The 13,010-nt window shown below is 71.6% G+C and carries 12 protein-coding genes and 1 pseudogene; 10 read left to right on the top strand and 3 right to left on the bottom strand.

The window, feature by feature from the left end:
* Window positions 1–375, top strand: a pseudogene (locus tag ESO86_RS18555) (hypothetical protein); the annotation flags it as partial.
* A 9-nt stretch (window positions 376–384) separates the two neighbouring features.
* Here ESO86_RS18555 and ESO86_RS04220 read toward each other — a convergent pair.
* Window positions 385–594, bottom strand: coding sequence for a hypothetical protein (locus tag ESO86_RS04220; RefSeq protein WP_129233632.1), 210 nt, complete (start codon window positions 592–594; stop codon window positions 385–387).
* 290 nt (window positions 595–884) lie between these two features.
* On the opposite strand from ESO86_RS04220, the gene ESO86_RS04215 reads away from it, so the two are divergent.
* The 9 genes from ESO86_RS04215 (at window position 885) to ESO86_RS04175 (ending at window position 11,461) form a co-directional block, all read left to right on the top strand.
* On the top strand, window positions 885–3,008 hold the full coding sequence (locus tag ESO86_RS04215; protein ID WP_129233631.1) for a DEAD/DEAH box helicase: 2,124 nt from the start codon (window positions 885–887) through the stop codon (window positions 3,006–3,008).
* Between the two features lie 151 nt (window positions 3,009–3,159).
* Complete coding sequence (locus ESO86_RS04210) at window positions 3,160–4,191, top strand: 6-phosphofructokinase (protein WP_129233630.1); 1,032 nt, start codon at window positions 3,160–3,162, stop codon at window positions 4,189–4,191.
* Between the two features lie 3 nt (window positions 4,192–4,194).
* On the top strand, window positions 4,195–4,677 hold the full coding sequence (locus ESO86_RS04205; RefSeq protein WP_129233629.1) for an 8-oxo-dGTP diphosphatase: 483 nt from the start codon (window positions 4,195–4,197) through the stop codon (window positions 4,675–4,677).
* Window positions 4,678–4,768: 91 nt separating this feature from the next.
* Window positions 4,769–5,947, top strand: coding sequence for an inorganic phosphate transporter (locus ESO86_RS04200; RefSeq protein WP_129233628.1), 1,179 nt, complete (start codon window positions 4,769–4,771; stop codon window positions 5,945–5,947).
* Window positions 5,944–6,279, top strand: coding sequence for a peptidase (locus ESO86_RS04195; RefSeq protein ID WP_129233627.1), 336 nt, complete (start codon window positions 5,944–5,946; stop codon window positions 6,277–6,279). The genes ESO86_RS04200 and ESO86_RS04195 overlap by 4 nt, the downstream gene beginning before the upstream one ends.
* Window positions 6,280–6,383: 104 nt before the next feature.
* Window positions 6,384–7,862, top strand: a complete 1,479-nt coding sequence (locus ESO86_RS04190; RefSeq protein ID WP_129233626.1) for an NCS2 family permease — start codon at window positions 6,384–6,386, stop codon at window positions 7,860–7,862.
* A gap of 136 nt (window positions 7,863–7,998) precedes the next feature.
* Window positions 7,999–8,292, top strand: a complete 294-nt coding sequence (locus ESO86_RS04185; RefSeq protein WP_129233625.1) for a hypothetical protein — start codon at window positions 7,999–8,001, stop codon at window positions 8,290–8,292.
* A gap of 125 nt (window positions 8,293–8,417) precedes the next feature.
* Window positions 8,418–9,791: an adenylate/guanylate cyclase domain-containing protein gene (locus tag ESO86_RS04180; protein WP_129233624.1), complete on the top strand. Its 1,374-nt coding sequence runs from the start codon at window positions 8,418–8,420 to the stop codon at window positions 9,789–9,791.
* Between the two features lie 158 nt (window positions 9,792–9,949).
* Window positions 9,950–11,461: an aspartate ammonia-lyase gene (locus tag ESO86_RS04175; protein ID WP_129233623.1), complete on the top strand. Its 1,512-nt coding sequence runs from the start codon at window positions 9,950–9,952 to the stop codon at window positions 11,459–11,461.
* Between the two features lie 111 nt (window positions 11,462–11,572).
* Here the strand turns inward: ESO86_RS04175 and ESO86_RS04170 are convergent, their stop codons facing one another.
* A complete protein-coding gene (locus ESO86_RS04170; protein ID WP_242492194.1) occupies window positions 11,573–12,448 on the bottom strand; it encodes a fumarylacetoacetate hydrolase family protein in 876 nt (291 codons plus the stop codon).
* A 71-nt stretch (window positions 12,449–12,519) separates the two neighbouring features.
* Window positions 12,520–13,010: DNA-3-methyladenine glycosylase family protein (locus ESO86_RS18550; protein ID WP_165307305.1), on the bottom strand; the 491-nt coding region annotated here is incomplete at its 5' end.

Genomic DNA, 13,010 nt, shown 5'->3' with positions numbered 1-13,010 from the left:
CCGCCTCCGGGCGCGTTGCCGACCGGGCGGCCCGCGCCGGTCGGGAGCCGGCCGATCCGCGCGGACGGGACGCCCGACCCCGAGGCGGTGCTGCGCCTCAACGAGCGCCTCCTGCCGTACTCGGTGCTCTTCGGGATGGAGCGCGAGTGGAGCCAGGTCCTCGCCGCGCTCTACGCGCAGCAGCAACGGGAGCCCGACTGGTACTCGGGACGGAGCGGGTTCCACGCGGGATACTTCGCCGCCAGCGTGAGCTCGTTCAGCAGCGTGTCGAGCACGAGCTGGTCGGGCTCGTCGTCGAGCTCGTCGTCGGGCGGCTCGAGCGGTGGCGGCTCCTCCGGCGGCGGCGGAGGCGGAGGAGGCGGCGGCGGCGTCTGACCCGCCGGCTCACTCCTCGTCGTCAGCGGGAGCGCGCTCGTCGGGCAGCACCACGCGGCGCTCCTCGTCGATGCCGACCACGTCGTCCGAGTCCTCGCCGACCGGCCGCTCGTCCTCGTCCTCGTCGGGTTCGGGCTCGGGCGGGAGCTCGCCGTCCTGCGCGACCTGGAACTCGTGATCGTCGGCGATGCCTCCGCCGACCCCCGTCGACTCGTCCATGGCACGAGCGTAGCCCCGTGGGCGACCCTCCGACAGGGCCGAGGTCCCGTTGCGCCGGTCGCCCCGACCGCGCGCATTCGCGCCGATCGCGCCACGGCGCGTAGAATGACCGAGGCGCTCGACGGATCCCTCCATGGACCGACGGCTGGGGGAACTCGCTCCGCCATGCTCGGCCCTTCCGGATCCGGCGCACCGCGACGGCCTCGACGTCCGATCCCGTCAGCCGGTGCCGACCACCCGCCCGTGGTCCCGAGCGCCGGATCGCATCGGGCCCAGACAGGGGAGGACCATTGGCCCAGACGAGGCAGCGGCAGCGCACGCGTTCGCGTGACGACGACGCGCCCATCATCCCGATCCTCGCGCGCAAGGTCCGCGAGGTCGAGCAGAAGGCCCAGAAGAACAAGCTGGGCCCCACCAACCGCACCAAGTTCCAGGTCATCGCGCTGCTCATGCGCGAGGAGCGCGCGCGGGTGAAGGCCGACGCCGACCTCGCCGACGGCGCCCGTTCCGAGCTGCTCAAGCGGCTCGACGGCATCGCGCAGATCCTCGCGAAGACCGCGGCCCGCGACACGAGCCTCATCTCGCTGCTCGAACCGGATGCGTCGATCTCGACGGTCGCGCAGCGGTTCCGTCGCGACTGGCTGCTCGAGTCGGGCGCCGAGCTCAGCGATGACGAGCTCATCATCGTCCGCGAGCCCGCCCCGGCCCCCGAGGTCGCGGTGAACCAGGTCGTCCCGCCGTCCGTGAAGGCCCGGCAGCTCGCGAACCCGTTCCTGCCACCGGACTTCAGCCGCGGCGACCACCACGTCGTTCCCGTCCGCAGGCTCGCGAACTGGGAACTGCTCGGTCCGCTCTTCAAGTCGTTCGAGTCGGGCTCGGGCGGCCAGGCCGCGTCGATGGACCTGCCCGAGGCGCCCGCCGTCGACCGGCTCGCGCCGCGCGGGCTCGAGCTCATGCCGCATCAGGCGCGCTTCATCGAGTCGGCGCGCGACGGCCACCGCACGTTCCTGCTCGCGGACGAGCCGGGCCTCGGCAAGACCGCCCAGTCCGTGCTCGCGGCATCCGTGGCCGACGCCTACCCGCTGCTCGCGGTCGTCCCGAACGTGGTCAAGATGAACTGGGCGCGCGAGGTCGAGCAGTGGACGCCGCATCGCCGCGCCACCGTCATCCACGGCGACGGCGACACGGTCGACGCGTTCGCCGACGTCGTCGTCGTGAACTACGACATCCTCGACCGGCACATGACCTGGCTGTCCACGATGGGCTTCCGCGGAATGGTCGTCGACGAGGCGCACTTCATCAAGAACCTGCAGTCGCAGCGCTCGCGCAACGTGCTCGCGCTCGCGGAGCGCATCCGCGCGAACACGCCGGGCGGCGACCCGCTGCTGCTCGCGCTGACCGGCACGCCGCTCATCAACGACGTCGACGACTTCCGCGCGATCTGGCAGTTCCTGGGCTGGATCGCCGGCGACAGGCCCTCGCCCGAGCTCCTGGGCAAGCTCGAGGAGACCGGGCTGACGCCGGCCGAGCCCGGGTTCTACGCCGAGGCGCGCCGCACGGTCATCGACCTCGGGATCGTCCGACGCCGCAAGGTCGACGTGGCCGCAGACCTTCCCGACAAGCGCATCGCCGACCTCCACGTGGAGCTCGACGACGAACTCGGCCGCTCGATCCGCGCCGCCGAGCGCGAGCTCGGCAACCGGCTCGCGAGTCGCTTCCGCGCGCTCGTCGAGTCCAGGAAGCTCCGCGTCGGCGACCTCGACGAGCTCGAACGCGACCAGTACATCCGCGCGGTGGCGCTGTCCGAGCTCGAGGAGTCGAAGTCGTCGAAGTCCGGCGAGAACGTCTTCACCATGGTCCGCCGCATCGGCCAGGCGAAGGCGGGCCTCGCGGCCGACTACGCCGCCCAGCTCGCCCGCTCGGCGGGCAAGGTCGTCTTCTTCGCCAAGCACATCGACGTCATGGACCAGGCCGAGGCCGCGTTCGCGGCGCGGGAGCTCCGCACGGTGTCCATCCGCGGCGACCAGACCGCCGTCGCGCGCCAGCAGGCGATCGACGCGTTCAACACCGAGGCCGACGTCTCGATCGCGGTGTGCTCGCTCACGGCCGCCGGCGTCGGCGTGAACCTGCAGTCTGCCTCGAACGTCGTGCTCGCCGAGCTCAGCTGGACCGCGGCCGAGCAGACGCAGGCCATCGACCGCGTGCACCGCATCGGCCAGGACGAGCCCGTGACGGCCTGGCGCATCATCGCGGCGCACACGGTCGACGCGCGCATCGCCGAGCTCATCGACCAGAAGCAGGGCCTCGCGCTCCGCGCGCTCGACGGCAGCGACGTCGAGCCGGGCTCGGCCGACTCGGTGCAGCTGGACGCGCTGCAGCACCTGCTGCGGCAGGCGTTGGACGGCGCACTGTAGCGTCGGCGCGCGGCATCCGCCGTCGTCTCGCCCGCCTCGACGGAGGGTCACGACGCGACCGGATGCCGCGTGCCCCGCTAGACTCCCCACGTTCGCGCCTCGACGATGCGGCACCCCCGCGAACGTCCACCTCACGAGGAGTCAACCAGGCATGAAGATCGGCATTCTGACGAGCGGCGGCGACTGTCCGGGACTGAACGCGGTCATCCGCGGTTCCGTGCTCAAGGGCGTCATCTCGCACGAAGCGGAGTTCGTCGGGTTCCGCTGGGGATGGCGCGGCGTCGTCGAGCGCGACATCATGCCCATCACGCGCCACGACGTGCGCGGGCTCTCGAAGCAGGGCGGCACGATCCTCGGCTCGAGCCGCACCAACCCGTTCGAGGGCGAGCAGGGAGGGCCCGAGAACATCGGCCGCATGCTCGACGAGGAGGGCATCGACGCCATCATCGCCATCGGCGGCGAGGGCACGCTCACCGCGGCGCGCCGGCTGTTCGACGAGGGCGGGATCCCCGTGATCGGCGTCCCCAAGACCATCGACAACGACCTCGCCGCGACCGACTACTCGTTCGGCTTCGACACGGCCGTCGAGATCGCGACCGAGGCCATCGACCGCCTCCGGACCACCGCCGAGTCGCACAACCGCGCGATCGTGCTCGAGGTCATGGGCCGCCACGTGGGCTGGATCGCACTGCACTCGGGCATGGCGGGCGGCGCCCACGCGATCCTCATCCCCGAGCAGCCGATGGGCATCGAGGAGATCTGCGGGTACGTGGAGTCGGTGCGCGACCGCGGTCGCGCACCGCTCATCGTGGTCGCCGAGGGCTTCAAGCTCGACACCATGGAGGAGGCGCACTCGCACCTCGGCCTCGACGCATTCAACCGGCCGCGCCTCGGCGGCATCGCCGAGAAGCTGTCGCCGATGATCGAGGAGCGCACCGGCATCGAGTCGCGGCACACCGTGCTCGGCCACATCCAGCGCGGCGGTGCGCCGTCCGCGTACGACCGGGTGCTCGCGACCCGGCTCGGCATGGCGGCCGCCGACGCCGCGCTCGATCGGGCGTGGGGCAGCATGGTCACGCTCCGCGGCACCGACATCGAACGGGTGTCGATCGCCGACGCGACGGGCGGGCTGAACGTCGTGCCCCAGTCGCGCTACGACGAGGCGCGGATCCTCTTCGGCTGAACCATGCCGTTGCCGGAGGTCTGCGTCTGCTACGTGCTCCGCGAGGCGGGCGGGCGCACGGAGGTGCTCCTGGGTCGGAAGAAGCACGGGCTCGGAGCCGGCAACTACGTGGGCCTCGGCGGCAAGCTCGAGCCGGGGGAGTCGGCCGCCGATGCCGCCGTCCGGGAGGTCGCGGAGGAGTCGGGCCTCGTGGTCGCGGCCGTCGACCTCGAGTCGCGAGGCCGCCTGACCTACCTCTTCCCGCACCGCGAGGAGTGGAGCCAGGTCTCGAACGTGTTCGTCGTCCGCACCTTCGCCGGCGATCCGATGCCCTCCGACGAACTCGACCCGGAGTGGTTCGCGCTCGACGAGGTGCCGCTCGCCGAGATGTGGGACGACGCGCGCAGGTGGCTCCCCGGCGTGCTCGCGGGTGCGACGGTGCGTCGCACCTACGTGTTCGGCGAGGACCTCGCGACCGTGGTGGATGAGCCGGATCACGTCGCGTAGGATCGTCGGGTCTCGGCGCTCGCCGGATTCCGCAACCCTCCTTCCGTGAACATCCGGCGAACCACGGTCCGCCGACGACAGAAAGACGCCGGTGGACCTCACCCTCATCGTCGTGCTGGTCATCGCACTGGCGCTCTTCTTCGACTTCACGAACGGCTTCCACGACACCGCGAACGCCATGGCGACCCCGATCGCGACCGGCGCCCTCCGGCCGAAGATCGCCGTGGCGCTCGCCGCGGTCCTCAACCTGATCGGCGCGTTCCTCTCGACCGAGGTCGCCAAGACCATCTCGGGCGGTCTCATCCGCGAGGGCGAGGGCGGCGTCTTCATCACCCCGGAGCTCATCTTCGCCGGCCTCATCGGCGCCATCACCTGGAACATGGTGACGTGGCTGCTCGGCCTGCCCTCGTCGTCGAGCCACGCGCTCTTCGGCGGCCTGATCGGCGCCGCCCTCGTGGGCTTCGGCATCCAGGCCATCGACGGCGGCGTCGTGATGTCGAAGATCATCCTTCCCGCGCTCCTCGCGCCGCTCACGGCCGGACTGGTCGCCTTCGCGGCCACCAAGCTCGCGTACGCGATCACGAGGCGCTACGACGGCCGGCCCGACGGCCGCGACGGGTTCCGCCACGCGCAGATCTTCTCCAGCTCGCTCGTCGCCCTCGCCCACGGCACCAACGACGCGCAGAAGACCATGGGCGTCATCACCCTCACGCTCATCTCGGTCGGCGCGCAGCCCGTCGGATCCGGCCCGGAGTTCTGGGTCGTGGTCACGTGCGCGGTGGCGATCGCGCTCGGCACGTACATGGGCGGATGGCGCATCATCAAGACCCTCGGCACGGGCCTCACCGACGTCAAGCCCGCGCAGGGCTTCGCGTCCGAGACGGCGACGGCGGCGACCATCCTCGCCTCGAGCCACCTCGGGTTCGCGCTCTCGACCACGCAGGTCGCCTCCGGGTCGGTCATCGGCTCCGGACTCGGACGCCGGGGGTCGAAGGTCCGCTGGCGCACCGCCGGCCGCATCGGCATCGGCTGGATCCTGACCCTGCCCGCCGCGGGCGGCGTCGGCGCACTCGCCGCGGTCGTCGCGACGATGGGCGTGGTCGGGGTCCTCATCGACGCCGTGGCGGCGGCGGTGGTCATCGGCGGGATCTTCCTCTGGTCGCGCCGGGACGAGGTGTCGCACCGGAACGTCCTCAGCGAGGTGGCGGACTCGGGCCGCGCCGTGAAGATCAAGCGAAGCCCCGAGCCGAAGCGGAAGGTGGCCCCGTGATCGACTGGATCTCGTTCGTGATCGTGCTCGTGGCCTCGCTGGTCGGCGCGACCGTCGTCGTGAGCGCCTATGCGCTCGGCATCCGCCTGCTCACGATCGGCGGACGCACGCCGGTCGTCGCACCCGCGGAGTTCACCGACGCCATCACGGTGATCTCGCCCGAGGAGGCGGCCAGGGCCGCCAAGCGGGCCGCGAAGGCGGCGCGCAAGAGCCCGCTGACGGAGGGCCGGAAGCGCGCGGCCGTCGTCGGCGCGTGGGCGTGCTTCGCCCTGAGCGGCATCGCCGTGCTCTACGGCATCTACCTCATCGTGCCCGCGCTCCACGGCGGCTGAGCCGCCCCAGTACCTCGGGCCATCGTCGTCCCGGCCTCCGCTCGATCGGGCGGAGCTCCACCGATCGTGCGCGTACGCGCACCCGACGAGACACCCAGGACGACATGACCACCTCCCGAACCGACACCGACCAGCACCCGGACGAGGCGGAGCCCCGCACTGTCGGCGCGCTCGATCGCTACTTCGAGATCACCCGGCGGGGCTCGACGATCCCCGCCGAGATCCGCGGCGGCATCGTGACGTTCGTCACGATGGCGTACATCGTCATCCTGAACCCGATCATCCTCTCCAGCGGCACGGATGTCGCGGGCGAGAACCTCGGCTTCGCGCAGGTCGCGGCCGTGACCGCGCTCACGGCCGGCGTCATGACGATCCTGTTCGGCGTCGTGGCGCGCCTGCCGTTCGCGTTCGCCGCGGGCCTCGGCATCAACTCGTTCCTCGCCGTCTCGGTCGTCGGCCAGGTCACGTGGGCCGAGGCCATGGGGCTCGTGGTCGTCAACGGCCTCATCATCGTGCTGCTCGCGGCGACGGGCCTGCGGCGGCTCATCTTCGAGGCCGTCCCGATGCCGTTGAAGCTCGCGATCACGGTCGGCATCGGCCTCTTCATCGCCTTCATCGGGTTCGTCGACGCCGGGTTCGTCACCGCGACCGGCGCGGCCTCGCCCCCGGTCGGCCTCGGCGTCGACGGGTCGGTGGGCACGATCCCGACCGTCGTCTTCGTCGTCACCCTGCTCCTGACCGGCGTGCTCGTCGCCCGGAAGGTCAGGGGCGGCATCCTGATCGGCCTGGTCTCGGGGACCGTGCTCGCGATCGTGCTCGAGGCGATCCTCGACCTCGGCCCGAAGGTGGGCGCCGACGGGTCGGTGAACCCGCAGGGCTGGGGACTGTCGGTGCCCGAGCTGCCCGCGCAGTGGGTGAGCCTGCCCGACCTCTCGCTCGTCGGCCAGGTGAGCTTCGGCAGCTTCGAGCGCATCGGCGTGCTCGCCGCGCTCATGCTCGTCTTCACGCTCGTGTTCACGAACTTCTTCGACGCGCTCGGCACCATGACGGGCCTGTCGAAGGAGGCCGGCGTCGCCGACGCGAAGGGCGAGTTCCCGCGCCTGCGCTCGGCGCTCGTCGTCGAGGGCGTCGGCGCCGTCGCGGGCGGCTTCACGTCGAGCTCCTCGAACACCGTGTTCATCGAGTCCGGCTCGGGGATCGGCGAGGGCGCGCGAACGGGCCTCGCGAACCTCGTGACCGGCGCGCTGTTCCTGATCGCGATGTTCCTCACGCCCCTGACCTCCGTCGTGCCCTCCGAGGTCGCCGCGGCCGCGCTCGTCATCGTCGGCGCCCTGATGATGTCGCAGATCCGCGAGGTCGACTTCAGCGACTTCAGCGTGCTCCTGCCGGTGTTCCTCACGGTCGCCGTCATGCCGCTCACGTACTCGATCGCGAACGGCATCGGCGCGGGCTTCGTCAGCTGGGTGGTCGTGCGCTCGCTCTCGGGCAGGGCGAAGGAGATCAGCCCGTTGCTCTGGGTCGTCGCGGCCGGGTTCGTGGTCTTCTTCGCGCGCGGTCCCGTGGAGGCGCTCCTCGCAGGCTGAGCGCGCGTCGGCCGGGCTCCCGCCGTCCCGCTCGGGGGTGGCGATCGCCCCTGCCGATCCGGGGGTTCGCCCCATGTCGCGGGGCTCGCGGCATCCGTAGCCTCGGATCATCCCGATGAACAAGGAGAACCCACCCATGACCACCATCACCCCCGCAGCGTCGACGACCGACGTCGAGACGCGCGGGTTCGCGGTGTCGAGCCTCGTGCTCGGCCTCGTCTCGTTCGTCGCCGGCTTCACGTTCGTGGTGCCCGTCGGCGGCCTCGTGCTCGGCATCCTCGCGCTGCGTCGCGAGCCGTCGGCGCGCACCATGGCGATCTGGGGCATCGTGCTGAACGGCGTCATGCTCGCCGGCGTCGTCATCGCGACGCTCGCGTTCCTCGCCTTCGGCCTGCTGCTGCTGCCGTTCGCGCCGCTCGCGTTCGTCTGATCGCATCGGTCGCCGCCCGCGCGGGCGGCGGCATCGAGGCCCCCGACCCGGCGGTCGGGGGCCTCCGGCGCGATGGGGCCTGTGCCGGTCCCTGCGTCGGGACTACCCTGACGCGTGGGGGGACCATGGGCTCGGAGCACGCAGCGCGCATCTCGACGTGGGGGTCGGCGCCGGAGCCCCGCTACGCCGAGGGCGATGACGGCTCGATCGCCTACCAGGCGTTCGGACGCGGTCCCCGCGACCTGCTGTTCATCGGCAACTGGGCGAGCAACATCGAGGTGATGTGGGAGCACCCGTCGATGGCCCGGTACCTCGAGCGCCTCGCGCGGTTCTCCCGGGTCATCTGCTTCGACAAGCGCGGAGCGGGCCTGTCCGACCCGGTCGCGATGGGCGCGCTGCCCACGCTGGAGCACTGGATGGACGACGCGAGCGTCGTCCTCGACGCCGTCGGCTCGAGCTCCGCGACCCTCCTCGGCGATGCCGAGGGCGGGCCGATGGCGATGATGCTCGCGGCCAGCCACCCGCAGCGCACGGACTCGCTCGTCCTCGTGAACACGTTCGCGCGACTGCTGCGTGCGCCGGACTACCCGATCGGCATCCCGGAGCCGACGGCGGAGCTGCTGCTCGGCGAATGGCGTCGCAACTGGGGCACGGGAGCCGTGCTGCAGCTCACCGCGCCCGACGTCGCCGACGACGCGCAGCTGCAGCGCTGGGTCGGGCGGTACATGCGCCTCTCCGCCTCGCCGGCCGCGGCCACCCGCATGTACGAGTGGGTGCTCCAGCTCGACGTCCGCTCGGTGCTGCCGAGCATCCAGGTTCCGACGCTCGTGCTGCACAAGGCGCAGAACCGGCACTACCGGCTCCCGATGGGCCGCTACCTCGCCGAGCACATCCCGGCTGCGCGCCTCGTCGAGCTGCCGGGCGCGGCCTGGTACCCGCCGTTCGTGGAGGCGGAGCAGCTCCTCGACGAGGTCGAGGAGTTCGTCACGGGCGATCGACCGGCGCCCGTCGACGATCGCGTGCTCGCGACGGTGCTGTTCACCGACATCGTGGGGTCGACCGACCTCGCCGCGCGGCTCGGCGACCAGCGCTGGCTCGACCTCAAGCTCGCGCACGACGACCTCGTGCGGTCGCGGATCGAGCGCTACCGGGGAACCCATGTCTCGTCGACCGGCGACGGGTTCCTCGCCCTGTTCGACGGTCCGGCCCGCGCGGTCAGGTGCGCGTGGGAGATCGCCGCCGCGGTGCGCTCGCTGGGCATCGAGATCCGTGCGGGGGTGCACAGCGGCGAGGTCGAGTTCCAGGGCGAGGACGTCGCGGGGATCGCGGTCCACCTGGCCTCGCGCGTCATGTCCCTCGCGGGCGACGGGGCGGTCCTCGCGTCGGGCACGGTCAAGGACCTCGTCGTCGGGTCGGGCATCGGGTTCGAGGATCGCGGCGCGCACGTCCTGAAGGGCGTCCCGGGGGAGTGGCGCCTGTTCGAGGTCACCGGCGTCTGAGGCGGGCGAGTCGACGCACGATTCGGACGCCGTGTACAGCCGACGCGCACGGAACGTACACGCTGCAGCACGTATCGCTGCGAGCCCGCGAGTAGGCTCGGGAACGTACCGAGCGCGGCGATCCCGCGCGTCCCCGAGGCGATGGAGCCGAAGTGTCGATGACCCGACCGCATCCCAACACCGTCGAGAGCGTCCGATCGAACGACGAGGTGATCCCCACGAACACGACAGAGACGCGGACCGAGACCGACTCGCTCGGTTCGGTCGAGGTCCCCGCAGACGCCTACTGGGGCGTGCACACGATGCGCGCGCTCCAGAACTTCCCGATCTCGAAGCGCCCGATCTCCGTCTACCCCGAGCTCGTCGTCGCGCTCGCGCAGGTGAAGCAGGCGGCATGCCGGGCGAACAAGGAGCTCGGCGCCCTCGAGCCGCGCAAGCAGGCGTGGATCGACGAGGCCTGCCAGCGCATCATCGACGGCGAGTTCCACGACCAGTTCGTGGTCGGCGTCATCCAGGGCGGTGCGGGCACCTCGACGAACATGAACGCGAACGAGGTCATCGCGAACGTCGCGCTGGAGATCGCGGGCTACCCGCGGGCCCGCTACGACCTCATCCACCCGATCGACGACGTCAACCGCAGCCAGTCGACGAACGACACGTACCCGACCGCGCTGAAGCTCGCGATGACCGCGTCGCTGACGACGATGCTCACCGAGCTCGACCTGCTCCGCATCTCGTTCGGCCGCAAGGGCCGCGAGTTCCACGAGGTGCTGAAGGTCGGCCGCACGCAGCTCCAGGACGCGGTGCCGATGACCCTTGGCCAGGAGTTCCACGGCTTCGCCACCACGCTCGGCGAGGACATCGCCCGCCTCCGCGAGACGATCAAGCTGCTCTCCGAGGTGAACCTCGGCGGCACCGCCGTCGGCACGGGCATCACGGCCGATCCGGGCTACGCCGCAGCGGTCGTGCGCCACCTCAGCGAGATCACGGGCCAGCGGCTCGAGACGGCGCCCGACCTCGTCGAGGCGACGAGCGACACCGGCGTCTTCATGACCTTCTCGAGCGCGCTGAAGCGCAGTGCGATCAAGCTCTCGAAGATCTGCAACGACCTCCGGCTGCTCTCGTCGGGCCCGCAGGCGGGCCTCGGCGAGATCCACCTCCCGCCGAAGCAGGCGGGCTCGAGCATCATGCCGGGCAAGGTGAACCCCGTGATCCCCGAGGCGGTCAGCCAGGTCGCCTACGCGGTCGCGGGGGCGGATGTCACGGTCACCATGGCCGCCGAGAACGGCCAGCTCCAGCTCAACGCCTTCGAGCCGGTCATCGCGCACTCGCTCCTGCAGTCGATCACCTGGATGCGCCAGGCGTGCTGGACCCTCCGCGTGAACTGCGTCGACGGGATCACCCCGAACACCGAGCACCTCGAGGCGCAGGTCGCCTCGAGCGTCGGCGTGATCACGGCGCTCATCCCGTTCATCGGCTACGCCGAGGCGGCCAAGCTCGCCAAGTCTGCGCTCGCGACGGGGCGGCCGGTCGCCGACCTCGTCGTCGAGTCGGGGCTCATGACCCGCGAGGACGTGACCCGGCAGCTGATGCCGTCGCGCCTGTCGGGCGTGCACCCGATCACGCAGGCGATCAACGTCGTCGAGCTGAAGGGCGAGCCGAGCGACTGAGCGCAGCGGCCGGGCCCGCCCCGGCCGGCTCCGGCGGTGACGGATGCCACGAGGCATCCGTCATCGTCGACGCCATGCCTGCCCGGGAGGCGCGCGTCGATGCGCCTCGCGTCAGATGACGCGGCAGTGCGTGGTGAGCGAGCCGATGCCCTCGATGCTCACGGTCACGGTCGAACCGTCGTGGAGGAAGACCTGCGGGTTGCGCGAGTACCCGGCGCCGCCGGGGCTCCCGGTCGAGATGAGCGTGCCGGCGGGGATGGTCGCCGTCTTCGAGAGGTAGGAGATGATCTCCGCCACGCTTCGGACCATCTCGTTCGTCGAGGCGTCCTGGAGGATGTGGCCGTCGAGGTTGGTGGTGAGCCAGAGGTCCTGCGGGTCGGGGATCTCGTCGGCGGTCACGACGACCGGCCCGGTCGGCGTGAAGCCGTCGAAGGACTTGCACCGCGACCACTGGGCCTCGCTGAACTGGATGTCGCGCGCCGTGATGTCGTTCACGACCGTGTAGCCCCACACGTGGTCGAGCGCGTCCTGCGGGGAGACGTCGCGCGCGGGCGTGCCGATGATGACGCCGAGCTCGGCCTCGTAGTCGACCTGGGTGGCGACGTCGCCCGCCCACGTGGTCGTCGCGCCGTGCGCGGCCAGCGAGTTCGGCCACAGCGAGAAGATCGTCATGGCCGATTCGGACCGGAGCTTGAGCTCGGACGCGTGTGCGGCGTAGTTCGCGCCGATCGCCAGCACCTGCGACGGCCGGAGCACGGCCGACTCGTGGCGGAGGTCGGAGAGCGGGACGGTCGGCGCCCCCGACGCGAGGGCCGCGTCGACCACCGCGCGCACGTCGGCGAGGGCCTCGGGGCCCCGCTCGATGAGCTCCTGAAGGTCGCGCGGCGCCGCCGGCATCACCTCGTCGAGGAACATCGCCCGCTCGTCGTGGACCACCGCGAGTCGGGGGGTCGTCTGGCCTTCGACTCGGAGGTGCGCGAACTTCACTCACCTAGGCTATCGGCCGCCCTCTCCAGCCCGCTGTGCAGAACGTACAACGAAGTGGGCGGGATGCTCCGTCACGTCGACAATGCGGACGCCGCGATGCGCCAGAGGTGCATCGACGCGTAGCTCCGCCAGGGCGCCCAGGCGGTCCCGCGCGCGGCGAGCGCCTTCGCGTCGGAGGGCAGTCCGAGCCGTGCCGCCCCGTTCCGGAGCGCGAGGTCGGAGACCAGCAGTTCGTCGGGCTCCCGCGTGACGCGCATGGCGAGGTATCCGGCCGTCCACGGGCCGATTCCCGGCACCGCGAGCAGCTCGGAGCGCAGCTCGCCGCGCTCCCGCTCGGGTGCGACGACGAGGTCGCCGGAGGCGAGCCGGCCGCACACGTCGATGATCGTGCGGATCCGGGCGGCCGGTCCCCGCAGCACGTCGGCCCCGTGCTCGGCGATCACCGCCGCCGTCGGGAAGAGCGTGCGGGGGCGGCCCGCGAGCTCGACGGTCTCGCCGAGGTCGGCGGCGAGCCGGGTCAGCGCCGTGCGCGCCGCGGGGGCGGAGACCTGCTGGCCGACGA

It is taken from the genome of Agromyces binzhouensis (assembly GCF_004135055.1).
In the GTDB taxonomy this organism is placed as follows: Bacteria; Actinomycetota; Actinomycetes; order Actinomycetales; family Microbacteriaceae; genus Agromyces; species Agromyces binzhouensis.
The sequence above is the reverse complement of the archived record's forward strand: the minus strand, read 5'-3'. Positions and strand labels throughout refer to the sequence as shown.

Excerpts from the sequence above, each read along its gene's own strand:
- ESO86_RS04220 (WP_129233632.1), bottom strand. The coding sequence starts at position 594 with ATGGACGAGTCGACGGGGGTCGGCGGAGGCATCGCCGACGATCACGAG.
- ESO86_RS04210 (WP_129233630.1), top strand. The coding sequence starts at position 3,160 with ATGAAGATCGGCATTCTGACGAGCGGCGGCGACTGTCCGGGACTGAAC.
- ESO86_RS04205 (WP_129233629.1), top strand. The coding sequence starts at position 4,195 with ATGCCGTTGCCGGAGGTCTGCGTCTGCTACGTGCTCCGCGAGGCGGGC.
- ESO86_RS04190 (WP_129233626.1), top strand. The coding sequence starts at position 6,384 with ATGACCACCTCCCGAACCGACACCGACCAGCACCCGGACGAGGCGGAG.
- ESO86_RS04185 (WP_129233625.1), top strand. The coding sequence starts at position 7,999 with ATGACCACCATCACCCCCGCAGCGTCGACGACCGACGTCGAGACGCGC.
- ESO86_RS04180 (WP_129233624.1), top strand. The coding sequence starts at position 8,418 with ATGGGCTCGGAGCACGCAGCGCGCATCTCGACGTGGGGGTCGGCGCCG.
- ESO86_RS04175 (WP_129233623.1), top strand. The coding sequence starts at position 9,950 with ATGACCCGACCGCATCCCAACACCGTCGAGAGCGTCCGATCGAACGAC.